Below are 23,965 nucleotides of genomic sequence, written 5' to 3'. Positions count from 1 at the left end.
CCCTGTTAGCCCGGCCACTAGATCGATACAGCTGTGCTCCCGCGCCCGCGCGGTTGCGCACCCTTCAGAGGTGAGCGACACACCGACGACGACCGCGCCCCGGCTCCTGGACGACTTCTCCCTGGAGATGACCGGCAAGGACGTGGCGCACCTGGAGGAGGCCCGGGGCGCGATCCCGCCGGGCACCCGGATCAACATCACCTTCCTCGGCAACGAGCCGCCCGAACTGCGGCTGTCCGCCGCGCGGGCCGCGGCACGGCTGGGTTTCGTCCCCGTTCCGCACCTCTCCGCGCGCCGGCTGCGCTCACGGGCCGAGACGGCGGAGTTCCTCGCCGCGCTCCGGGAGGCCGGTGCCGCCGAGGAGGTCTTCGTCGTCGGCGGTGACCCCGCCGTACCGCAGGGCCCGTACGCCGACGCGCTGTCCCTGTTGCGGTCCGGGCTGCTCCAGGAGTACGGCGTGCGGCATGTCGGCGTCAGCGGCTACCCCGAGGGCCATCCGGCGATCGGTGAGCCGGTGCTCTGGTCGGCGATCGAGGAGAAGGCCGCGGCCTTGCGGGAGCAGGGCCTGGCGGGCGGTGTGATCACCCAGTTCGGCTTCGACGTCGAGCCGGTCCTGAGGTGGGTGGAGGACCTCCGGGAGCGCGGGGTGGACCTCCCGGTGCGGGTCGGGGTGCCCGGACCGGCCGGGGTGCGGCGGCTGCTGTCGTACGCCACGCGGTTCGGGGTGGGCACCGGTGCGGGTATCGCGCGCAAGTACGGGTTCTCGCTGACCAACCTGATGGGCACCGCGGGCCCCGACCGCTTCGTGCGGGCCCTGGCCGAGCGGTACGACGCCGGCCGGCACGGTGACCTCGGGCTGCACTTCTACACGTTCGGCGGGATCGGGGCCACCGCGGACTGGGTGGCCGCGCAGACCTGACGCCGCGCGTCCGGCCGGAGAGGGCGAGGCTTGCATGTTCTATGACAGAGAGCATAATTACTGACCGGTAGCAGGCGCCGTCCGAGGTGCCCGCACCGGCCGTGGACGAGGTGTGCCCGTGAGCCCGCGCAGGAGCGACAGCCGTGGCCGGATGGTCTCCAGTGCCGCCGCCCTGCTCGGCGAACACGGCGCGAGCGGGGTCAGCATCGACCGGGTGCTCGCCCACAGCGGCGCGCCGCGCGGCTCGGTGTACCACCACTTCCCCGGCGGCCGCGCCCAGTTGATCGACGAGGCGGTGGTGTTCGCCGGGGACTTCGTGGCCGGGCTGATCGAGGCGGCCATGGACGACCCCGATCCGCTGCGGGCCGTCGACGCGTTCTTCGCCCTGTGGCGCGAGCGGCTGGTGAGCAGCGACTTCCGGGCCGGCTGTCCGATCGTGGCGGTGGCCGTGGAGACCGACGACGACGCTCCGGAGCCCGCCCGCTCGGCGGCCGCGGCCTTCACCCGCTGGCAGGAGGACCTCGCCACGCTGCTCGTGCGGCACGGGCTGTCCGAGGAACGCGGCCGGCGCCTTGGCTCGTTCGTCGTCGCAGCGGTCGAGGGCGCGGTGGTGATGTGCCGGGCCGAGCGGAGCGCCGGTCCGCTGGACGCGGCGGCCGTGGAGATCCGTGACCTGCTGGAACACGCTCTGCGGCCGGTGGACCCGTAGCCCTGCGCCCATCGGCCCGCAGTCCCTGACATACCCGCCTGTGTGAAGGAGTCGCCATGCCCACGCTCGACCGCCAGGACCAGGTCTTCGTCCTCGATCTCGGGGACGGGGAGAACCGTTTCCACCCGGACTGGATCGCGGCCGTGAACGCCGCCCTGGACGAGGTGGAGAAGGCGGAGGGGCCGCGCGCCCTGGTGACCGCCGCCACCGGCAAGTTCTACTCCAACGGCCTCGACCTGGACTGGCTGTTCGCGCACGCCGACCGGCATCTGGACTACGTCGTCTCGGTCCACGGGCTGTTCGCCCGGCTTCTGAGTCTGCCGGTCGTCACCGTGGCCGCGCTCCAGGGGCACACCTTCGCGGCGGGCGCGATGTTCTCGCTGGCCCACGACGTCCGGGTGATGCGCGCCGACCGCGGCTTCTGGTGCCTGCCCGAGGCGGACATCAACATCCCCTTCACCCCGGGCATGTCCGCCCTCATCCAGGCCCGGCTCGCGCCGCGCACCGCGCACGAGGCCATGGTCACCGCCCGCCGTTACGGCGGCCAGGACGCGCTGGCCGCCGGGATCGTGGACCACGCGGCCACCGAGGACGCCGTACGCGCCACGGCCGTGGAGCTGGCCGGAGCGCTGGCCGGCAAGGCGGGCGACACCCTGCGGACCATCAAGTCGCGGATGTACGCCCCGGTCCTCGGCGTGCTGCGGGACCCGGAGAACCCGCTGGGCGACTGAACCCCGGCGCCACCGTCGCCCGCGGGTGATCCTTCCGGCGGGCGGTGGGCCCCGGCGCTATGGTCCCCGTATGGGTACTGTGCGTGCGGGAGCCGTCCGGGCCGTCCTGATCGACATCGACGGGGTCCTCACCGTCTCCTGGAAGCCGCTGCCGGGCACGGTCGAGGCGCTGCGGACCGTCCGGGAGGCGGGCCTCGGTGTGGCCCTGGTGACCAACACGACGTCCCGGACCCGCGCCTCGATCGCCTCGACGCTGGCGGACGCCGGGTTCCCGGTGACGGCCGAGGACATCCTCACCGCCCCCGCGGTCACCGCCGCGCACCTCGCCGCACGGTACCCGGGGGCGCGGTGCGCGCTGCTGAACAGCGGTGACATCGCCGAGGACCTGGCGGGGCTGACCCTCGTGGACACCGACGTCGACGTGGTCGTGATCGGCGGGGCCGGTCCCGAGTTCGGGTACGACGCGCTGGACCGGGCCTTCGGCCACCTCCAGCGGGGCGCACGGCTGGTGGCGATGCACCGCAATCCCTACTGGCGTACGGACGCGGGGCTGCGGCTGGACTCCGGCGCGTTCGTGACGGGGCTGGAGTCGGCCGCGCGCGTGGAGGCGGAGGTGACGGGGAAGCCGTCCCCGGCGTTCTTCGCGGCGGCGCTCGCGCGGCTCGGGGCGGGGGCGGACGAGGCGCTGATGGTGGGCGACGACATCGAGTCGGACGTCCTGGCGGCCCAGCGGGCCGGGATCGCCGGGGTGCTGGTGCGGACGGGCAAGTACCTTCCGCGCACGCACCGGGAGGCGAGCGGCACCCCGGACCACGTCGTGGACTCGTTCGCGGACCTGCCCGGACTGCTCGGGCTAGGGCCTGTCTGACCATTCCCGTCGTCGCCCGTGGGGCAGACGGGAATCGTCAGACGGGCCCTAGCGCAGTAGCAGTTGGAGTCCGCCGACCACGGTCGCGGCGATGACGAGCTGTTCGAAGAGCCGCTGGTTGATGCGGTGCACGGCCCACTTGCCGAGCAGCGCGCCCGGGACGACGAAGGCGGCGAGCGCGGCGTCCAGCAGCAGCGAGTGGCCGTCGATCAGGCCGAGGCCCACGCTGAACGGCACCTTCGAGAGGTTGACGATGAGGAAGAAGAAGGCGGAGGTACCGAGGAAGCCGAGCTTTCGGAAGCCCGCGGAGAGCAGGTACATCGACATCACCGGGCCGCCGGCGTTGGCGACCATCGTGGTGAAGCCGCCGAGGACGCCGTAGGAGCGGGCTTTGACGCGGCCCGCCCTGCCGGCCACCGCCTCGGGTCCTGCGGCCGTCTCGGCCGTGCGGCGGCGCCACACCGTGACGCCCGCCATCAGCAGCAGGATCGCGCCGATCGAGGTGCGGACGGCGCCGTCGTCGGCCCACATCAAGAAGAGCGTGCCGAAGACCACGCCGGCCGCGACGGCGGGGAACAGCCGCCACAGGGTGGGCCAGTGGGCGTGCCGCCGGTAGGTGAGGACGGCCAGGACGTCCCCGGCGATCAGCAGCGGCAGCAGGACGCCCGTGGAGGCGCGGGCCGGCAGGACCGCGGCGAAGATCGCGAGGCTGACCGTGTTGGCCCCGCTGACGGCCGTCTTGGAGAAGCCGACGAGAAGAGCCGCGAGGGCCAGGGCGGCGAACTCCCAGCCGGTGATGTGCCACAACGTCATCGTGTTCATGCGGAGGCCGATGGTACGCACATCTAATGTCCTGATGTAAGGACTGTCTCGCCCTTTGGCCCTCGCACCCCCCTCGCACCGCTCGCACCCCCTCGCACCCCGGACCCCCGTGGGCCCGCGGAGCCGGTCAGTGCCGTTCGACCAGCATCGCGCTCCCCTGGCCCACGCCCACGCACAGGGTGGCGAGCCCGCGCTCGGCGCCCGTGCGGCGCATGCGGTGCAGCAGGGTGGTGAGGATGCGGGCGCCGGAGCAGCCCAGCGGGTGGCCGAGGGCGATCGCGCCGCCGCTGGGGTTGACCAGCTCCGGGTCGACGCCCAGCCGGTCGACGCAGGCGAGGGCCTGCGCGGCGAACGCCTCGTTGAACTCGGCCTCCTGGAGGTCGCCGACGCTCCAGCCGGCGCGGGCGAGCGCCTTGCGGGTCGCGGGGACCGGGCCGAGGCCCATCACGTCGGGGTGCACTCCGGCCGAGGCCCCGGCGACATAGCGGCCCAGGGACTCCAGGCCCAGTTCGTTCAGGGCCTCCTCGCTCACCAGGAGGAGTCCGGCCGCGCCGTCGTTCATGGGCGAGGCGTTGCCGGCGGTGACCGTGCCGCCGGGCCGGAACACGGGTCGCAGACCCGCCAGCTTCTCGTACGAGGTGTCCTCGCGGATGCCCTCGTCGGCGTCGACGACCACGCCGTCCGGGCGCCGGACGGGCAGGAGTTCGTCGTCGAAGTGGCCCTTGTCACGGGCCAGCGCGGCGAGCCGGTGGCTGCGCAGGGCGAACTCGTCCTGGCGTGCGCGGGAGACGCCGTGGCGGGTGGCGACCTCCTCGGCGGTCTCCCCCATGGAGAGCATGCCGTGCAGGTCCTTCATCGCCGGGTTGACCAACCGCCAGCCGAGGCGGGTGTCGACGGTCTCGACGCGGTGCGGGAGGGCCTCGTCGGGGCGGGCCAGCACGAAGGGGGCCCGGCTCATGGACTCGGAGCCGCCCGCGAGCACGATCTCGGCCTCGCCTGCGGCGATGGTGCGGGCGGCGGCCGTGACGGCTTCGAGGCCCGAGGCGCAGAGCCGGTTCACGGTGGCACCGGGCACGGTCTCGGGGAGACCGGCCAGCAGGGCGGCCATCCGGGCGACGTTGCGGTTGTCCTCGCCGGCCTGGTTGGCGGCGCCCCAGTAGACGTCGTCGATCCGGGCGGGGTCGAGCGAGGGCACGTCGGCGACGAGGGCGCGGATCACCGCCGCGGCGAGGTCGTCGGGGCGGACGCAGGAGAGTGCTCCGCGCAGCCTGCCGATGGGCGTGCGGCGGGCGGCCGCGAAGTGGACGGGACGCACGGAGGACTCCTGACCGACGACGGGACCGAGGACACGGCGGGCCGCTCACCCTGCGGACCGACGACTCGACGGGCCGATGACCCGGCGAGCCATTTAATTAGCACTGCTAGTTTCGCTGGTTCCGGACTATAGACCCACGCCCCGCCCCCTGGGAAGATCCACCGGGACCTTCACCGACGCAGCCGGAGGCGACATGACCGAGCACGTCCTCACGGGCACCCGGGGCACACTCACCGCTCACGAGTGGCCGCACCCGCGCCCGCGGTACGTCGCCCTGCTGGTGCACGGGTACGGCGAGCACGCGGGCCGGTACCAGGAGACGGCCGGCGTGCTCGGCGGGCACGGCGCGGCCGTGTTCGCGCCCGACCACATGGGGCACGGCCGGTCGGCCGGCGAACGGGTGGTGATCGAGGACTTCGAGGACGTGGTCACCGACGTGCACACGGTGGCCGGCCTCGCCCGGGCCGCCCACCCGGAGCTGCCGGTCGTCGTCATCGGCCACTCCATGGGCGGGCTCGTCGCGGCCCGCTACGCCCAGCGGTACGGCGCCACGCTCGCCGCGCTCGTGCTCTCCGGCCCGGTGATCGGCAACTGGGCGCTGCCGGAGCGGCTGCTCGCCCTCGACGAGATCCCGGACGCCCCGATCAGCCCCGGCGCGCTCTCCCGCGACCCGGCGACCGGCACGGCGTACGCGGCGGACCCGCTGGTCTGGCACGGGCCCATGAAGCGGCCGACGCTGGAGGCGTTCGTACGGACCCTGGAGACCGTGGCCGGGGCGGGCGGTGTCGGCCCGCTGCCGCTGCTGTGGCTGCACGGCGACGACGACCGGCTCGTCCCGCTGCCGGGCAGCCGTGGCGGTGTCGAACGGCTGGCCCCGGACGCGCGGACCGAGCGGATCTACGCCGGAGCCCGGCACGAGGTGTTCCACGAGACGAACAAGGCGGAGGTCTTCGGGGACCTGATCCACTTCCTGGACGGCGCGCTCGCATCCTGAGACCACCCGGAGAGGTCCTGTTTGCACCGGTTCGCCCTGGGCACCCGCGTGCCGAAGGCGTGAGCCCGCGAACAGGAGGAGCATCCGTATGACTGTCGTCAAGAGCCCCCTTCCCGAGCCGGCCCGGCAGGTCACCCACGACGCGTTGCAGAGCACCCTGGTGGACCTTCTCGGGCTCTCCCTCATCGGGAAGCAGGCGCACTGGAACGTCGTGGGCCCGCGGTTCCGCTCGGTCCACCTCCAGCTGGACGAGCTGGTCGCGGCGGCCCGCGGTTACGCCGACACGGTCGCCGAGCGCGCGGCCGCGCTCGGTCTGCCGCCCGACGGCCGGCCCGAGACGATCGCCTCGGCGTTCACGCTGCCCGGCCCGAAGGACGGCTGGCTGCGGGACGAGGAGGCCGTCCGGGTGATCGCCGAGACGCTGGGCACGGCGATCGCACGGCTGCGGGAGCGGATCGCGGCGACCGAGGAGCCGGATCCCGTCACCCAGGACCTGCTGATCGGCATCACCGCCGAACTGGAGAAGCAGCGCTGGATGTTCGAGGCGGAGAACATCAGCGGCTGAGCCGGGACAGGGCGGCCGACACCAGCGTGCGCGCCCCGGGCAGCAGCACGGACAGGTCCGGGGCGAACAACGGGCTGTGGTTCCCGGGAACATGCGTGAGCTTCTCCGCCAGTTCCTGCCCGGGGGCCGCGTCCCACACGGCGGCCGGGGTCGAGGTCACGTACCAGTAGTCGTACGGCACTCCCTCGGGCGCGAGCAGGGAGAAGTCCTCGCTGCCCATCGCCGGTCCGAAGTCGAACACCGTGTGCGCGCCGAGGAGTTCGCGGTGGACGGCGGCGATCTCCCGGTCCAGGGCGGGGTCGTTGACGGTGTTCGGGTAGCCGGGGAGCACCGTGACCTCGGGCGGCACCGGGCAGCCCGCCGCGGCGCACTCGCCCTCGACGATCCGCCGGATCGCGGTGAGGACGCGCTCGCGCACCCGGGTGTCCTGGGTGCGCACGTTCACCGCGAGGCGGGCCTCGGCGGGGATGATGTTGGACTGGGTGCCGGCGTGGAACCGTCCGACGGTGAGCACCGCCGACTCGCCCGCCGCGACCTCTCGCGCGACGACGGTCTGGAGCCGGGTGACGATGTACGCGGCCGTCACCACCGGGTCGACGGTCGACTCGGGCCGCGAGCCGTGGCCGCCCACCCCGTGCACCACGACGTCGACGTCGTCGGAGGCCGCCAGGGTCGGCCCGGGGGTGTGCGGGTAGAAGCCGGCGAGGCCGGGCGCGACGTGCTGGCCGAACAGCGCGTCGGGGCGCGGGAACCGCTCGTGGACACCGTCCGCGACCATCGCCGCCGCCCCGCCCTCCGCCTCCTCGGCGGGCTGCCCCACCACGACGAGCGTGCCGGACCAGGTCTCACGGGCGACGGCGAGCGCCTCGGCGGCGGCCGCGAGCCAGGTGATGTGCAGGTCGTGGCCGCAGGCGTGCATCACGCCGTCGGCCGTGGAGGCGTACGGCAGGCCGGTCGCCTCCCGCACCGGCAGCGCGTCCATGTCCCCGCGCAGCCACACCACCGGCCCGTCCCCGTTGGCCAGCACGCCGACCACGCCGGTGCGGGCGACGCCCTCGGTCACCTCGTACCCGGCCGCGCGCAGCCGCGCGGCGAGCTTCGCGGCGGTGCGGTGCTCCTGGAAGGAGAGTTCGGGGTGGCGGTGCAGGTCCCGGTAGAAGTCCTCCAGGTCCCCGGTCTTCAGCCCCGCGGTGATGTCCCCGGTGAGACGGGCGACGACGGCCGGCTCGCTCATACCGCTTCCCTCCCTGTCGTGGCGCCCTCAGCCTAGGGGGTGTCTCGTCGATCAGGCCGGACCCCGCGAGCCCGGCATGATCGGCGAGACACCCCCTGAGGCCGGACGCGGCGCCCCCGGGCGGGTGTCAGAGGTCGAGCACCCGGGCGATGGTGCGCAGTACCCCGTTGTCGTTGTTGGACGGGGCCAGGTGGCGGGCCCTGCGGACGACCTCCGGGTGGGCGCCGGCCATGGCGAAGGACCAGTCGGCGGCGTCCAGCATCTCCAGGTCGTTGAGGTAGTCGCCGAACACCATGGTCTGCGCGGGGGTGATGTCCAGCTCCCGCTGGAGCCTGCGCAGGGCGGCGCCCTTGTTGGCGGTGCGGTTCATCACGTCCACCCAGTGCTCGCCGGAGACGACGACCTGGTGGGTGTCCGCGAAGCCGGCGAGTGCCGGGGCGGTGGTCTCCTCGACGGGCCCGAAGTCGAACAGCGCGACCTTGATCACGTCGTCGTCGACGGCGGTGGCGTCCTCGACGACCTGGCAGCGCACGTAGTACCGCTCCACCTCGGCCAGGAAGGCCGCGTCGGTCCGCTCGACGTACGCGGAGCGCTTGCCGCAGACGACCGCGCCCAGGTCCGCCCCGCCGGCCGCGAGCCGCCGTACCGTCTCCACGAGCCGGGTGACGACGGCCGGCTCCAGCGGGTCGGAGCTCAGCTCCTGCCCGTCGCGTACCACGTAGGTGCCGTTCTCGGCGATGAACACCATCCCGTCGGCGACCTCGGCGAACTGCTCGGCCAGGGTGGCGTACTGGCGTCCGCTGGCCGGGCTGAACAGCACGCCGCGCTCGCGCAGCAGCGCCAGGGTGTCCCAGAGTCCGTCGGGGATCCGCTTGTCGTCGTCGAGCAGCGTGCCGTCCATGTCGGTGACGACCAGCCGTATGTCGGCGGGGCCCGCCGAGGAGTCGGGGGCGGTCGGCTGGGGGGCGTGCGAGTAGGGCATGTCCTGCTTCCTGTGCTTTCCGCTGCGGGGTGACCGGCTGCCGCGGGTGACCGGCCGCCGCGGGGTGACCGGATTGTCACCCTACCGGGGGACCCCGTGAATCCCGGGACAGCGGTGATCATCCGGCGGCACAATGGCGGCGGACGACACGGCGCACGAGCGCGGGGCACGAGGCACGAGAGGGAGCGGTGACGTGGGCGAGGGCGGCACGCCGGCGGGCGGGCGGACACGGCTGGACACGAGCGTGGCGCACAACGCGCGCGTGTGGAACTACTGGATCGGCGGCAAGGACAACTACGAGGTCGACCAGCAGGTCGGCGGGCATGTCGCCGGGATGTTCCCGCTGATCCGGGACATCGCGCGCGCGGACCGCTGGTTCCTGGGCCGGGCCGTGCGGTACCTGGCCGAGGAGCGCGGGATGCGGCAGTTCCTGGACGTCGGCACCGGGCTGCCGACGGCCGACAACACCCACGAGATAGCGCAGCGCGTCGCGCCGGACTCCCGGATCGTGTACGTCGACAACGACCCGATCGTGCTGGCGCACGCCCGCACCCTGCTGACGGGCACCTCCGAGGGCGCCACCGACTACATCGACGCCGATGTGCACGACCCGGCGGCGATCCTCGAACGCGCCTCGGGCACCCTGGACTTCGGCCGGCCGGTGGCGGTGATGATGCTGGGCATCCTGAACTTCGTCCTGGACCACGACGCGGCCCGCACCATCGTCCGCGAGGTCATGGCCGAGGTGCCGTCGGGCAGTTGCCTGGTGCTGACCCATCCGACCCACGACCCCGAGGTGGGGGGCGAGGGCCAGATCCCGGCGATGAAGTTCTGGAACGAGAACGCCACACCGCCGATCACCGCCCGTTCGGGCACCGAGATCGCCGCGTTCTTCGACGGCCTGGACCTGCTGGAGCCCGGCCTGGTGTCGTGCTCCCGCTGGCGCGCCGACGACGACTTGGCCGCGGTGGTGCCGCAGTACGGCGCGGTGGCCGTGAAACCCTGACGGACAGGTACCGACGGACCGACCGTGGAGGACGTATGACGACCCTGGCCGACCCCGTCCCCGGCGGACGCCCCGGCGACCTCGAACGGGCCGGCGCGCTCGCCGGGGAGCTGCCCGGCAGAGGCGTCCACGGGGTCGTCCTGGCCTACGTCGACACGGCGGGCGTCGGCCGGGTGAAGACGGTCCCCACGGCCCGGCTGGCCTCCGCGGCGGCCTGGGGTGTCGGCATGTCCCCGGTGTTCGACACGTTCCTGGCGGGCGACGGGATCGTCACCACCGATGTGCTGGGCTCCCCGGACGGCGATCTGCGGCTCTACCCCGACCTGGACCGGCTGGTGGTGCTGGCCGGGCAGCCGGGGTGGGCGTGGGCGCCCGTCGACCGGATCACCCAGGACGGCGCCCGGCACCCGGGCTGTTCGCGCACCTTCCTGCGCCGGATCGTCGCCGGCGCGGCCCGCGACCACGGCCTCGCCTTCAGGGCGGGCATCGAGATCGAGTGGTCGGTCGGACTGGACTCCGCGCCCGCCGGGGAGTTCCTCCCGGCGACGACCGGCCCGGCGTACGGCGCGACCCGGCAGGTCGAGCTGAGCGCGTACACCGCCGAGCTGCTGGCGGCGTGCGCGGCGCAGGGCGTGGAGGTCGACCAGATCCATCCCGAGTACGCGCCGGGCCAGTTCGAGATCTCCGTGGGCGCCCTGGACCCGGTGGCGGCGGCCGACCGCAGCGTCCTGGTCCGCCAGACGATCCGCGCGGTGGCCCACCGGCACGGTCTGCGGGTCTCCTTCTCCCCCGCCGTCGAGGCCGAGGGCGTCGGCAACGGCGGGCACGTCCATCTCTCCGCCTGGCGCGACGGCGTCAACCTGCACTCCGGGGGCGGACGTCGGCACGGGATGACGGCCGACGCGGAGGCGTTCGCCGCCGGGATCCTGGACCGTCTGCCCGCCCTGACGGCGGTGACCGCGCCCAGCCCGGCCAGCTATCTGCGGCTCAGACCCTCCCAGTGGGCGGGGGTGTTCACGGCCTGGGGCCTGGAGACCCGCGAGGCGGCCGTCCGGCTGGTCCGGGGCACGGCGGGCCGGCACGCCCAGCAGGCGAACCTGGAGGTCAAGCCCGTGGACCTGGCCGCCAACCCCTACCTGCTGCTCGGCTGTCTGATCGCGGCCGGCCTGGACGGGCTCACCAGGTCCGCCGTCCTGCCGCGGGAGACCACCGGCGACCCGGCCCGCCTCGACGCCGCCGCGGCGGCGGAGCGTGGCGTGCGCCGGCTGCCCCTCTCGCTCGCCGAGGCCGTCGCCGAGTTCCGCCGGGACGAGGTGCTGCGGGACGCGCTCGGCCCGGTCCTCGCCGACGCGGTGACCGCCGTACGGCAGGGCGAGATCGACGCGGCCGACGGGCTGGACGACGAGCGGGTCGCCGCCGCCTACCGCTGGGTGTACTGACGTGGCCGGCGGCCCCGTCCACGAGGCGCTCGCGGAGCTGGAGCTGGTGGACCACCACTGCCACGGCGTGGTCACCGGGCCGCTGGACCGGCCCGGCTTCGAGGCACTGCTCACCGAGGGCGAACGCTGGCCGGGCATCTCCCCCTTCGACACACCCGCCGGCGTGGCCGTACGCCGGCATTGCGCGCCGGTCCTCGGCCTGGAGCGGCACGCGCCCGCCGACGCCTATCTGGCCCGGCGGGCCGAGCTGGGCCCGCGGGAGGTGAACCGGCGGTTCCTGGCCGCCGCCCGGACCGGTGTGTTCTGCGTGGACACCGGCTTCGCGCCGCACCCGGTCACCACGCCCGCCGAGCTGGCGGAGGCGGCCGGCGGGGTCGCGCACGAGGTGGTCCGGCTGGAGTCCGTCGCGGAGGCCGTGGCGGCACGGGGCGTCGAGGCCGACGGGTACGCCGACGCGTTCCGGTCGGCGGCGCTGGACGCGGTGCGCCGGCCCGGCGTGGTGGGGGTGAAGTCGGTGGCGGCGTACCGCACCGGCTTCGACCTGGACCCCGCCCGCCCGGCGGACGCGGAGGTCACCCGGGCCGCCCGGCGCTGGCTGGCGCGCGGCGGCAGGCTCGACGAGCCCGTGCTGGTACGGCATCTGCTGTGGACGGCCGTCGACCTCGGCCTGCCGCTCCAGCTGCACACCGGCTTCGGGGACCACGACATCCGGCTGCACCGGGTGGATCCGACGCATCTCACGGACTGGCTGCACCTCACCGCGGGCACGATCCCGGTGCTGCTCCTGCACTGCTGGCCGTACCAGCGGCAGGCCGGCTATCTGGCCGCGGTGTTCGAGCAGGTGTACCTGGACGTGGGGCTGACCCTGCATCACGTCGGCCCCGCCCGGGCCCGAGCCGTCCTGGAGGAGGCGCTGGAGATCACACCCTTCCGCAAACTGCTGTACAGCTCCGACGCCTATGGTGTGGCGGAGTTCTACGGGCTCGGCGCGCTGGCGTTCCGCCGGGGCCTGGGGGAACTGCTCCAGGACCGGTTGGACGCCGACGAACTGGGTCTCGACGACGCACTGCGCCTGGCACGCTGGGCCGCGTCGGACAACGCCCGCCGGGTCTACCGGCTTCCCGACGCACACTGAAAGTATGATCAAGCAATGTCAGACATGACCGATACCACGCCCGGTTGGCTGAGCCAGGACGAACTCGAACTGACCCGCGCCCGAATGCCGATCCTGTACGTCGAGGCCGTGCCCGTGCGCGTCGACGACAGCGGCGAAGTCACCAGCATCGGCCTGCTGCTGCGCATCGGACCGGACGGCAACGTCAGCCGGACCCTGGTCTCCGGCCGGGTGCTGCACCACGAGCGCGTCCGGGACGCCCTGCTGCGCCATCTGGAGAAGGACCTCGGCCCGGTGGCCCTGCCGCGCGTCCCGACCTCGCTCCAGCCGTTCACGGTGGCCGAGTACTTCCCGACGCACGGCGTCACCCCGTACCACGACCCCCGGCAGCACGCGGTGTCGCTGGCCTACATCGTGCCGGTGTCCGGTGACTGCCGGCCCCGGCAGGACGCCCTGGACCTGGTGTGGTTCAGCCCCCAGGAGGCGGCCTCGCCGGCCGTGCAGAGCGAGATGCCGGGCGGGCACGGGTTCCTGCTGCGGCAGGCCCTGGCCCATGTCGGCCTCTCGGCCTCCTGACCGGGATGGTTCCTCGTCAGCGCGCGCTGATCGGCGCCGCACGCAGCCGTCCCTGCACCCTCGTGGTGTGCCGGGGCTGCTGCTGCGGCGACGCCCGCAAGCACCCCGGCTACGACCACACCTGGCAGCTCGAGCGCCTGCGCGCGGCCGCCGCCGACTCCGGCGGCGCCTTCGAGGTCCGTACGACGGACTGCCTCGGCCCCTGTGACCAGGCGAACGTCGTCGTCGTCCAGCCCTCCGCCGACGGCCGGCGGGCCGGTGGCCGGGCCACCTGGGTCGGTTTCGCCATGGACGACGACTGCACGGACGAGATCCTCGCGTGGGCGGCCGCCGGCGGACCCGGCGTCGCCCCGCCTCCCGTGACGCTGGAACTCCAGTTCGTCGACCCCCCGAGGGACGCCCGGGTCCGCAGCCGCCGCTAGGCCGTGTCCGGCTTGGGCCGGGCGCTCCGAACGGGCTCGCCGCGCGGGGAACCAGGTCGAGTGGTGGGCCGGTGGCGGACCGTCATGCGGTGGGCCAGGTGACCGGGAGGGCCAGGAGGCCGTGCAGGACGAGGCCGCCCGGGAGGTACTGCGGCTCGAAGCCGGGGGCCAGTTCCATCGTGGGCAGTGCCTCGGCCAGGGTCTCCAGGGCGATCCGGCTCTCCAGGCGGGCCAGCTGGGCGCCCAGGCAGGAGTGCGGGCCGTGGCCGAACGCGAAGTGGCCGGCCGGTCCGCCGCGGTCGAGCCGGAAGGTCTCCGGGTCCTCCACCGCGCCGGGATCCCGGCCCACCGAGGCGACCATGGCGTGCACCTTCGCGCCGGCCGGGATCGCCACACCGCCGAGGACGGTGTCCTCGGTGACCAGCCGGGGCGCGCCCTGGATCGAGGTGTCGAACCTGAGCCCCTCCTCCACCGCGGCCGGGATCAGCCCCCGGTCGGCGACGACCGCCTCCCACCGTGTGCGGTCCCGCAGCAGCTGGTGGACGGTGTTGGCGATCAAGTGCGTGACGGTCTCGTGGGCCGACGGCAGCAGGTTCAGGAGCGCGGCCACGGCGTCGTCGGCCGTGCAGACCGGGTCGCTCTGCGCGGCCGCCGCGGCGAGCGTGCTCGCCAGGTCGTCGGCGGGCTGCCGGCGCCGCTCCTCCAGCAGGGCCCGGAAGTACGCCTCGTGCTCCAGCACGCTCTTCGCGCAGCGCAGCTGCTCCTCCGGGGGCAGCGGGAGGACCTGCATGAGCAGCCAGTCGTTGTTCCACGCCTTGACCGTCTCCCGGTCCTGCGCCGGTACGCCGATGATGTCGCAGATCACGGCCAGCGGCAGGGGGTGGGCGAACCGGGACAGAAGGTCGGCGCCCGGCTCGTCCTTCAGCTCCGCCACGAGCGCGGCGGCGGTCGCCCGGATCGCGGGTTCGCGGCGCTCCAGGGCGCGCGGGGAGAACTCCTCGTCGACGAGGGCGCGGAACCGGGCGTGCTGGGGCGGGTCGGCGTTGAACGGCGGGACGCGGTAGAAGACCGAGTCGGCGAGGAGTTCCGCGCAGGCCTCGGTGAAGCCGTACGCGCCATGGGTGTTGGTGCGGCTGGTGAAGCGGACCGGGTCCGTCAGGACGGCGGCGGTCTCCTCGCGTCCCGTGACGACCCAGGGCCCGTCCCCGGTCATCGGGCAGACCGGCACGTCGGCGCGGGCGACGCGGTAGGCGTCGTAGGGGTTCGCCGTGAAGTGGGGGTTGGCGAGGTCGAAGGGCCTGGCGGGGTCGATGCCGGTGGTGGGCGGGGTGGGCTCGCTCATGCGGGTGTCCTCAGGGATGGGCCGGTGGGGCGGGCGGAGTTCGACGGTTCGTCAGAGGCCTTGTTCCGTCAGCCAGTCCTCGATGGCTGCGGTGGTCAGCGGCAGGTTGTGCTCCATGATCGTGAAGTGGTCGCCGGGGGTGGGGTGGGCGGTGTGCGGGAAGGGCCAGGACGCCCGCCAGCCCTCGTCCTCGAAGCCCTCGTCCTGGTGGGGCATGGGGTCGGCGGCGCTGAGGAAGAGCGTCGGCGCCTGGACCGGGCGCAGCGTGCACTGCTGCATGAACAGGGCGTTGTAGCGGCCCATCGCGGTGAGCTTCACGCCGTTCAGGGCGAGGGGGCCGAGGAGGCGTTCCCGGGAGTCCAGGCCCTCGTTCATCGCGATGGTGGTCTTCTCCGAGAACTGGTGCGTGGCCTGGAACGTGTCGAGCAGGACCACCGCTCCCGGCGCCAGGCCGGCGTCCTCGGCCCGCCGGGCGAGGGCGTAGGCGATGAGACCGCCCATGGAGTGCCCGAGCAGCACGAACGGCTCGTCGCCGACGGTCTCGCGGAGCTTCTCGAAGTGCGTCTCGACCAGCGCGTCGAAGGTGTCCGCCACCAGCTCGCCCTCGGCGTAGCCGGGGTTGACCAGGGACAGCACGTCCCGGGCTCCCTCGAAGTGCTGCGCCATCATGCCGTACTGGATCGGGCCGGCCGTGGCGGTGATGGCGGGCAGGCACACCAGCCGGGTCCGGCTGCCGTCGCCGGTGGCCATGCGCACGGGCGGCAGGACGTGGTCGGCCGCGTCCTCCAGGGTGAAGGACGGACGGAGCCAGCCCGCGGCCTGGATGAGATCCATGCCGGCCGTACCGGTCCGGCCGAGGGCGTAGGCCTGGTGGTAGAGGGTGGTGATGCTGTCCAGGGGGTCGGCTGGGGGCGCGGCCTCGGGTGCGGGCTTCGGCGTGGGCTCGGGTTCGGGCTCGGGCTCGGGCTCGGTCTTCGATGCGGTGCCGTCGTCCAGGAGTTCGGCGAGCCGGCCGGCGAGGCGGGACGTGGTGGAGTGCTCGAAGGTCGTCGTCGCCGGGAGCCGCAGGTCGAGCAGGGTGCCGAGGCGGTCCCGCAGCGCGATGCCCGCGATCGAGTCCATCCCGAGGTTCAGGAACTCGACGTCCGCGTCGACGTCCGTGGCGTCGTGGCGCAGTACGGCGGTCAGCTGGTCGCGGACGAGCTGCGCCAGCAGCCCCGCACGCTCCCCCGGCGCGGCGTCCCGCACCCGGCGGGCGGCGGCGCTGTCCACGGATGCGGGACGGGGCCGCTCACGGGATTCGGGGCGGGCCGCCGGGGCCCGGCGGAACCGTTCGGCGGGTACGTCCCGCAGGCTCAACAGTCCGACGGAGGCGACCGGTTGGCCGATGTTGCCGGCGAGGTGGACGCCGAGGGTGTCCGGGCCTTCGGCGGTCAGCCGCACCCGGAGCGTGGTGGTGGGCTCGGAGTGCAGCCGGATCCCGGACCAGGCGAACGGCATCCGGACCGGCGCGCCGCTCCCGTCGTCCTCGAAGAGCTCACCGGCCGCGTGCAGGGAGGCGTCGAGCAGCGCGGGGTGCAGGGCGAAGCCGTCCGCCGGGCCGGTGGCACCCTCGCCCAGGGACACCTCGGCGTAGACCTCCGTCCCGCGCCGCCAGGCGGCACGCAGGCCGCGGAAGGCGGGGCCGTAGGCGTAGCCCCGGTCGGCCAGCCCGTCGTAGAAGCCGTCCAGCGGGAGGGCGGTGGCGCCCGGCGGGGGCCAGGCACCGGCGAGGTCCGCGAAGTCCGCGCCGGCGGTGTCCTCGGCGGGCTCCGGAGCGACGACGGCCCGTGCGTGGCAGATCCACCCGGTCCCGGTCCCGGTGTCGCCGGCGACGGACGGCCCGGCCGCGGACTCGGCGCGGGAGTGGACGCTCAGGGCGCGCTCCCCCGTCTCGTCGGGCGGGCCCACCTGGACCTGGAGGTGGACCGCGTCGGTGGCGTCGAGGAACAGCGGTTCCCGGAGGGTGAGTTCGCGGACCCGGGGACAGCCGGCGGCGCGGCCCGCGTGCAGTGCCCAGTCGACGAAGACACTGCCGGGGAGCACCACGCCGTCCAGGACCGCGTGGTCCGTGAGCCAGGGGTGGACGGTCCGGGAGAGCCTGCCGGTGTGGACGACGGTGTCGCTGTCGGCGGGGGCGAGCACCCCGGCGAGCAGCGGATGGTCCGTGACCGTGAGTCCGACGCCGTGCGCGTGCGCGCTCTGCTCGGGCGCGTCCAGCCAGTACCGCTGCCTGCGGAAGGCGTAGGTCGGCAGGTCCACCGGCCGGCCGCCCCGGAAGGTGTCCGTCCAGTCGACCGGGACGCCGTGCACGAACGCCTGCGCGAGGGAGTCCAGCAGGGCCTCCCGGGCGTCCTCGCCGCGCCGGAGCGTCCCGGTGACCACCGCACCGGCGGTCGGGCCCGTGCGGTCCTCCAGGGTGTGCTCGATCGCGGTGGTGAGCACCGGGTGCGGGCTGATCTCCAGGAACACGTCGTGTCCGGCGTCGGCGAGGGCCCGCGTCGCCCGGTCGAACCGGACGGTCTCCCGCAGGTTGCGGTACCAGTACCCGGCGTCGGCCGTCCGGCCGTCCAGCGGGGCGCCGCTGACGGCGGAGTACATCGGCAGATCGCCGGTTCGGGGCTCGACCGGGGCCGCCAGGTCGAGGAGCGCCGTGCGCAGCCGCTCGACCTGCGGGGTGTGCGAGGCGTAGTCCACGGGGATGCGGCGGGCCCGTACTCCGTCGCGTTCGCAGGCCTGCGTCAGCTCGTCGAGCGCGGCCGGTTCCCCGGCGACGACGGTGGCCGTCGGCCCGTTCACGGTGGCCACGGCGATCCGCTCGCCCCAGGGGGCCAGCAGGGCGTTCGCCTCGTCGACGGGCAGGGCGAGCGAGACCATGCCGCCCCGGCCGGCCAGTTCGCGGCCGATGAGCCGGCTGCGCAGGGCGACGATCCGGGCGGCGTCCTCGACCGACAGCACGCCCGCCACGCACGCCGCCGCCAGCTCGCCCTGCGAGTGGCCCACGACGGCGGCGGGCTCCACGCCGTGGGAGCGCCACACCTGGGCCAGGGACACCATGACGGCCCACAGCGCGGGCTGCACCACGTCGACCCGGTCCAGGGAGGGCGCGTCGGGGCGGTCCCGCAGGACGTCGAGGAGGGACCAGTCGGTGTGCGGGGCGAGGGCGCGCGCGCACCGGTCGACGGACTCGGCGAACACGGTTGAGCTGTCGAGGAGTTCGGCGGCCATGCCGGCCCACTGCGAGCCCTGGCCGGGGAAGACGAACACCGGTCCCGATCGGTCGGCCGACGCGGCCCTCGCCGTACCCGTGGCCGGTTCGCCGCGGCCGACCGCCGCCAGCCGGTCGAGGAGTTCCGCCCGGGTCCGTCCGGTCACGACGGCACGGTGCGTGAACGAGGACCGGGTGGTGATCAGCGAGCGGGCGATGTCGGCGGGGGCCGGGCCTGCGTCCCCGCTCACCCGCTCGTGCAGTCGGCGGGCCTGCTCGCGCAGGCTGTCGGGGTTCTTCGCCGAGATCACCCAGGCCACGGGGCCGCCGTCGGCGTCCGGCTCCGACGCTTCGGCGGGTCCTTCCTCCAGGATCACGTGCGCGTTGGTGCCGCTGATCCCGAAGGACGACACCGCTCCGCGCCGGGGCCGGTCCGTCCGGGGCCAGGGCAGGTTGTCGTCGGCCAGGCGCAGCGCCCCGGCCGTCCAGTCGATGTGCGCGGCGGGCCGTTCGACGTGCAGGGTGCGCGGGACGACGCCGTTGCGCATCGCCAGCACCGTCTTGATCACCCCGGCCACACCGGCGGCGGCCTGGGTGTGGCCGAGGTTGGACTTCACCGACCCCAGCAGCACGGGCCGGTCCGCGGGACGGTCCTGCCCGTACGTCGCCAGCAACGCCCCCGCCTCGATGGGATCCCCGAGCGAGGTCCCGGTACCGTGCGCCTCCACCACGTCCACCTCGGACGCCGTCAGCCCCGCACCCGCCAGCGCCTGCCGGATCACCCGCTCCTGCGCCGGACCGCTGGGCGCGGTCAGGCCGTTGGACGCGCCGTCCTGGTTGAGGGCGGAACCCCGGAGCAGGGCCAGCACCCGGTGCCCGTTGCGGCGGGCGTCGGACAGCCGCTCCACCACCAGCATGCCGACACCCTCGGCGAACCCCATGCCGTCGGCGTCGGCGGAGAACGCCTTGGACCGGCCGTCGGGGGCGAGGCCGCCGACGCGGCTGAACTCGACCATCGGCCGGGGCGTCGACATCACGGTGACGCCGCCGGCGATCGCCAGCGTGCAGTCGCCCTGCCGGAGGGCCTGGGCGGCCAGGTGCAGTGCGACGAGCGACGACGAGCAGGCGGTGTCCACCGTGATCGCCGGGCCTTCGAGGCCGAGCGTGTACGCGATCCGCCCGGAGGCCACGCTGTTGGCGCTGCCGTTGCCGAGGTAGCCCTCGAAGCCGCTGAGCAGGTTCGGGAACCGTGCCGCGTAGTCGTTGTAGATCAGGCCGGCGAAGACGCCGGTCGGTGTGGAGCGCAGGGTGGCGGGGTCGATGCCCGCCCGTTCGAGGGCCTCCCAGGTGGTCTCGAGGAGCAGCCGCTGCTGCGGGTCCATCGCCAGGGCCTCGCGGCCCGAGATGCCGAAGAACTCGGGGTCGAAGTCGGCCATGTCGTGCAAGAAGCCGCCGGCCCGCTCGAAGCCGTCCCCGAATCCGCCGGATCCGCCCGGCTCGACCCGCCAGCCGCGGTCGGCGGGGTAGTCGCCCACGGCGTCCCGCCCGTCGGCGAGCAGCTCCCACAGCTCCTCGGGGGTCCGTACACCGCCGGGGAAGCGGCAGCTCATCCCGACGATGGCGATCGGGTCGTCCGCGTCCGCCGTGCGCACCGGTGCGACGGCCGAGCCGTCGTGGGCGCCGTCCGGTACGAGCCGCACGGAGAGCGCGGCGGCCAGCGCGGCCGGGGTCGGGTGGTCGAAGGCGAGGGTCACCGGCAGGCGCAGTCCGGTCGCCGTGGCGATCCGGTTGCGCAGCTCGACGGCGGTGAGGGAGTCGAACCCGAGGTCCCGGAACGCCCGGTCGACGGGCACCGCGTCGCCGTCCTCGTGTCCGAGGACCACGGCGGCCTGGGCGCGCACCAGTTCGGTCAGGGTCCGCTCGCGGTCGGCCGGGGCCAGCCCGGCCAGGCGGTCGCGCAGCCCGCCGCCGGTGCCGCCGGCCGTGTTGACGGCCGAGCGCCTCACCGTCGTACGGACCAGGGCGCGCAGCAGCGGGGCCGGGTCGCCCTGTCGGCGCAGGGCCGCGAGGTCCAGGCGGACGGGCACGGTCAGGGCGCGCGGCGACCGTACGGCGGCGTCGAAGAGGGCGAGGCCCTGCTCGGTGGCGAGCGGACGGACGCCGAGGCGCCGCATCCGGTCCAGATCGGCGCCGGTCAGGTCGCCGGTGAGCGCGCTGCGGTCGGCCCACAGCCCCCAGGCGAGCGCGTGCGCGGGCAGTCCCTGGGTGCGCCGGTGGCGGGCGAGCGCGTCCAGGAAGGCGTTGGCGGCCGCGTAGTTGCCCTGGCCGGCGGCGCCGAGGACGCCGGCGGCCGAGGAGAACAGCACGAAGAACGACAGGTCCCGGTCCCGGGTCAGCTCGTGCAGATGCCAGGCGGCGTCGGCCTTGGCCCGCAGTACGGTGTCCAGCCGGCGCGGGGTCAGCGCGGTGACGACGCCGTCGTCGACCACGCCGGCCGCGTGCACGACACCGCGCAGTCCGGGCAGCCCGTCGAGCAGGGCGCCCAGCGCGCCGCGGTCGGACACGTCGCACGCCACCACGCGTACCGTGGCGCCCGCCGCGGTGAGTTCGGCGGCGAGCCCGGCGGCTCCGGGCGCCTCGGCGCCCCGGCGTCCGGCCAGCACGAGGTCGGTCACGCCGTGGCGGGCGACGAGGTGGCGGGCCACCGCCGAACCGACGACGCCCGTCCCGCCGGTGATCAGTACGGTGCCGTCGAACCCTTGCGCAGGGGTGCCCGCGAACACGTCCGGCGGTGTGGTCAGCACCGCCTTCCCGACGAGTCGCGCCTGGCTCAGCCGACGGAAGGCCTCCGGGGCCCGGCGGGTGTCCCACGCCGTCAGCGGCAGCGGCGCCAGCACACCCCGCTCGAACAGTTCGGAGAGCCGGGCGAGCATCTCGCCCAGGCGGTCCGCGCCGGCCTCGCCGAGGTCGAACGCCCGGTACCGCACGCCGGGCCACCGCGCCTCCACCTCGCCGGCGTCACGGACGTCGGTCTTGCCCATCTCGACGAACCGACCGCCCCGGGGCAGGAGCCGCAGCGACGCGTCGACGAACTCGCCCGCCAGACAGTTCAGTACGACGTCCACGCCCCGGCCGTCGCTCTCGGCGAGGAACAGGTCGGCGAACTCCCGGGTGCGTGAGGAGGCCACCCGGGCGGCCGGGACGCCGGCACCGAGCACCGCGGGCCACTTGGGCTCGCTCGCGGTCGCGTAGACCTCGGCGCCGAGATGCCGGGCAAGCTGGACGGCCGCCGTGCCGACACCGCCGGCCGCGGCGTGCACCAGCAGCGTCTCACCGGCCCGGACCTCGGCGAGGTCCACCAGTGCGTAGTACGCGGTCAGGAACACCGCGGGCACCGAGGCGGCCTGCGCGAAGGTCCAGCCGCGCGGCACCCGGACGACCAGCCGGCGGTCGGCCACCGCCACCGGGCCCCCGTAGGACCCGGACAGCAGCCCCATCACCCGGTCGCCCACCGCGAGTCCGGTGACGCCGGGCCCGACCTCCAGCACCACCCCGGCGCCCTCGCTCCCGAAGAGCCCCTCGGTGTGCGGGACGACGCCCAGGGACACCAGGACGTCCCGGAAGTTGACGCCGGTCGCCCGTACGCCCACCCGCACCTGCCCCGGGGCCAGGGGCTCCTCGGCACGCGGGGCCGGCGTCAGCCGCAGCGCGTCCAGGGTGCCGCCGGCGTCGAGGTCCAGACCCCACGCCCCACGCCCCGCGGGTACGGTCGGCGTCCTCGCGTCCGAGGCCGCGGCCCGCCCGAGCCTGGGCACCGAGAGGGCTCCGGCGCGTACCGCGATCTCGGGTTCACCGGCGATCCGGGCCGCCGCGAGCACCTGTGCCGGAGGCGTCACGGCATCCGTGTCGACCTGCGCGAACCGCTCCGGGTGCTCCGCGCACGCGGACCGCCACAGCCCGCGCACCGCGGCCGTCGCCAGGTCCTCCCGCTCCCCCGGTTCGACCGCGGCCGCCCCCCGGGTCACCAGGACCAGCCTCGCCGCCTCCAGCCCGGCACCGCCAAGCCACTCCCGCACCACCCCGAGCACCGTGGCCAGCCGCTCCCGGCCGGCGGCCGGGACGTCCTCGGCGTCACCGGCCGGCGGACAGGGCAGCAGCACGGTCTCGGGCAGCGGTTCACCCGCGCGGACGGCGGCGATCAGGGAGGCGACGTCGGCGTGGACGGGAACGGGGACGGGGAGGGCGTCGAACCCGGGCGGCGGGGTGCCGAGCACGGCCACCGCGCCGGCGTCGACCGCGCTCGACGTCTCGGCCGAACCGCCGCTCAGGGGAACCCAGTTCAGCTCGAACATCGCGTCCACGGGCAGCGCGGTGGACGGCGCCTCGGCGGTGAGCGGACGCAGCGCGATCCCGTCGAGGGTGACCACCGGCAGGCCCGCAAGGTCGGTCACCGCCAGCGCGTACGTGTCGGGGCCGGCCGGCGAGAGCCGGACCCGGGCGACGGTCGCGCCGGTGGCGTGGACGCGCGCGCCGGTGAAGGAGAACGGCAGCATCGGCGCCGCCGTACCGTCGAGCACGGCCACGAGCCGGGTCTGCAACGCCGCGTCCAGCAGCGCCGGGTGCACCCCGAACCGTCCGGCGTCGTCCGGCTCCGGGAGCGCGACCTCGGCGAACGTCTCGTCACCGCGCCGCCACACGGCCCGTACGCCCCGGAACAGCGGCCCGTAGGTGTAGCCGTGGTCCGCGAGACGGTCGTAGAACCCGTCGAGACCGACCGGCTCCGCGCCCGGCGGCGGCCATTCGTCCCCCTGGCCGGTGGCCGCGTCGCTCGCCGCCCCGTCGTCGGACGGGAGAGCGGTCAGGGAGCCGGTGGCGTGGCAGACCCAGTCCGCCCCGTCGTCGGCCCCTTCCGCATGGTGCGGGCGGGCGTGCAGGCGTACGGCCCGCAGCCCGTCCTCGTCGGCGGCGTCGACGCCCAGCTGGAGGTCGACGGCAGCACCGTCGCCCGGGACGACCAGGGGCGTGTGCAGCACGAGTTCGTCCAGCAGCTCCGCCCCTGCGAACTGGCCCGCGCGCAGGACGAGTTCGACCAGCGCGGCGCCCGGCACGACGATCCGGTCCAGCACCGCGTGCTCGGCGAGCCAGGGGTGCGTTCCCGTGGACAGCCGACCGGTGAAGAGGAAACCGCCGTCCTGCGCCACACTCACCCCGGCCGCCAGCAGCGGATGCCCCAGCACGGACAGACCGGTGCCGCGCAGGTCGGCCGCGCCGTCGGGCGTGAGCCAGTAGTGCTTGCGCCGGAAGGCGTAGGTGGGCAGGTCGACGGGTGCGGCGGCGGGGAGCAGCGCGGACCAGTCGGGGGTGACGCCGTGGGTCCAGAGGGTGGCGAGGGAGGTGAGGAACTGGGCGGGGCCGCCGTGGTCACGGCGGAGCGTCCCGACGGCGTGCACCGGGGCGTCCGCCGCGTCACCGGTCTCCTCGATCGCGCCGGTCAGCACGGGGTGCGCACTGACTTCGAGGAAGAGCAGCTCGCCCTCGCCGACAAGTGCCTTGACGGTGTCGTGGAAACGGACCCGCTCACGCAGGTTGCGATACCAGTACTCCGCGTCCAGCGACTCACCCGCCACGGGAGCGGCCGTCACAGCCGAGTACATCGGGATCCGAGTGGAGCGCGGGACGA

At 74.6% G+C, this 23,965-nt stretch carries 17 protein-coding genes; 11 read left to right on the top strand and 6 right to left on the bottom strand.

Going from position 1 to position 23,965, the window contains the following annotated elements; genetic code table 11:
• The first annotated feature begins 127 nt into the window (after window positions 1–127).
• The 4 genes from IE275_RS41655 (at window position 128) to IE275_RS41640 (ending at window position 3,227) form a co-directional block, all read left to right on the top strand.
• Complete coding sequence (locus IE275_RS41655) at window positions 128–919, top strand: methylenetetrahydrofolate reductase (protein WP_189717929.1); 792 nt, start codon at window positions 128–130, stop codon at window positions 917–919.
• 118 nt (window positions 920–1,037) lie between these two features.
• The gene (locus IE275_RS41650; protein WP_229871197.1) at window positions 1,038–1,628 is read left to right on the top strand and encodes a TetR/AcrR family transcriptional regulator; all 591 of its coding nucleotides are present in this window, start codon (window positions 1,038–1,040) and stop codon (window positions 1,626–1,628) included.
• 56 nt (window positions 1,629–1,684) lie between these two features.
• On the top strand, window positions 1,685–2,359 hold the full coding sequence (locus IE275_RS41645; RefSeq protein WP_189717898.1) for an enoyl-CoA hydratase-related protein: 675 nt from the start codon (window positions 1,685–1,687) through the stop codon (window positions 2,357–2,359).
• Window positions 2,360–2,429: 70 nt separating this feature from the next.
• Window positions 2,430–3,227 carry an HAD-IIA family hydrolase gene (locus IE275_RS41640; protein ID WP_189717897.1) on the top strand — a complete coding sequence of 266 codons (798 nt, stop codon included), beginning with the start codon at window positions 2,430–2,432 and terminating at the stop codon, window positions 3,225–3,227.
• 48 nt (window positions 3,228–3,275) lie between these two features.
• On the opposite strand, the gene IE275_RS41635 is transcribed toward IE275_RS41640, so the two are convergent.
• Both IE275_RS41635 and IE275_RS41630 read right to left on the bottom strand, forming a co-directional pair.
• Window positions 3,276–4,049 (bottom strand): sulfite exporter TauE/SafE family protein, encoded by a 774-nt coding sequence (locus tag IE275_RS41635; protein WP_189717896.1) that lies wholly within the window; start codon window positions 4,047–4,049, stop codon window positions 3,276–3,278.
• A 127-nt stretch (window positions 4,050–4,176) separates the two neighbouring features.
• Window positions 4,177–5,364 (bottom strand): thiolase family protein, encoded by a 1,188-nt coding sequence (locus tag IE275_RS41630; RefSeq protein ID WP_189717895.1) that lies wholly within the window; start codon window positions 5,362–5,364, stop codon window positions 4,177–4,179.
• Between the two features lie 193 nt (window positions 5,365–5,557).
• Between IE275_RS41630 and IE275_RS41625 the strand changes: the two genes are divergently transcribed.
• A complete protein-coding gene (locus IE275_RS41625; protein ID WP_189717894.1) occupies window positions 5,558–6,358 on the top strand; it encodes an alpha/beta hydrolase in 801 nt (266 codons plus the stop codon).
• A gap of 88 nt (window positions 6,359–6,446) precedes the next feature.
• Window positions 6,447–6,923: a Dps family protein gene (locus tag IE275_RS41620; RefSeq protein ID WP_189717893.1), complete on the top strand. Its 477-nt coding sequence runs from the start codon at window positions 6,447–6,449 to the stop codon at window positions 6,921–6,923.
• Here IE275_RS41620 and IE275_RS41615 read toward each other — a convergent pair.
• Together IE275_RS41615 and IE275_RS41610 are read right to left on the bottom strand one after the other, a co-directional pair.
• Window positions 6,913–8,157 (bottom strand): amidohydrolase, encoded by a 1,245-nt coding sequence (locus tag IE275_RS41615; RefSeq protein ID WP_189717892.1) that lies wholly within the window; start codon window positions 8,155–8,157, stop codon window positions 6,913–6,915. The genes IE275_RS41620 and IE275_RS41615 overlap by 11 nt on opposite strands.
• Before the next feature lie 127 nt (window positions 8,158–8,284).
• A complete protein-coding gene (locus IE275_RS41610; RefSeq protein WP_189717891.1) occupies window positions 8,285–9,139 on the bottom strand; it encodes a Cof-type HAD-IIB family hydrolase in 855 nt (284 codons plus the stop codon).
• Window positions 9,140–9,332: 193 nt separating this feature from the next.
• Between IE275_RS41610 and IE275_RS41605 the strand changes: the two genes are divergently transcribed.
• From IE275_RS41605 to IE275_RS41585, 5 genes are read left to right on the top strand one after another with little or no spacing between them, the layout of a single operon-like run.
• On the top strand, window positions 9,333–10,145 hold the full coding sequence (locus tag IE275_RS41605; protein WP_189717890.1) for an SAM-dependent methyltransferase: 813 nt from the start codon (window positions 9,333–9,335) through the stop codon (window positions 10,143–10,145).
• 35 nt (window positions 10,146–10,180) lie between these two features.
• Complete coding sequence (locus IE275_RS41600; protein ID WP_189717889.1) at window positions 10,181–11,584, top strand: type I glutamate--ammonia ligase; 1,404 nt, start codon at window positions 10,181–10,183, stop codon at window positions 11,582–11,584.
• A 1-nt stretch (window position 11,585) separates the two neighbouring features.
• Window positions 11,586–12,719, top strand: a complete 1,134-nt coding sequence (locus IE275_RS41595; RefSeq protein ID WP_189717888.1) for an amidohydrolase family protein — start codon at window positions 11,586–11,588, stop codon at window positions 12,717–12,719.
• A 24-nt stretch (window positions 12,720–12,743) separates the two neighbouring features.
• Window positions 12,744–13,274 carry an NUDIX hydrolase family protein gene (locus IE275_RS41590; protein WP_189717887.1) on the top strand — a complete coding sequence of 177 codons (531 nt, stop codon included), beginning with the start codon at window positions 12,744–12,746 and terminating at the stop codon, window positions 13,272–13,274.
• A 5-nt stretch (window positions 13,275–13,279) separates the two neighbouring features.
• Complete coding sequence (locus IE275_RS41585; RefSeq protein ID WP_189717886.1) at window positions 13,280–13,696, top strand: (2Fe-2S) ferredoxin domain-containing protein; 417 nt, start codon at window positions 13,280–13,282, stop codon at window positions 13,694–13,696.
• 82 nt (window positions 13,697–13,778) lie between these two features.
• On the opposite strand, the gene IE275_RS46960 is transcribed toward IE275_RS41585, so the two are convergent.
• Together IE275_RS46960 and IE275_RS46455 are read right to left on the bottom strand one after the other, a co-directional pair.
• Complete coding sequence (locus IE275_RS46960) at window positions 13,779–15,038, bottom strand: cytochrome P450 (protein ID WP_189717885.1); 1,260 nt, start codon at window positions 15,036–15,038, stop codon at window positions 13,779–13,781.
• A gap of 51 nt (window positions 15,039–15,089) precedes the next feature.
• The coding region (locus IE275_RS46455) for a type I polyketide synthase (RefSeq protein ID WP_268255355.1) at window positions 15,090–23,965 on the bottom strand (8,876 nt) is incomplete at its 5' end.

It is taken from the genome of Streptomyces phaeofaciens (assembly GCF_014648915.1).
GTDB classification, from domain to species: Bacteria; Actinomycetota; Actinomycetes; order Streptomycetales; family Streptomycetaceae; genus Streptomyces; species Streptomyces phaeofaciens.
The sequence above is the reverse complement of the archived record's forward strand: the minus strand, read 5'-3'. Positions and strand labels throughout refer to the sequence as shown.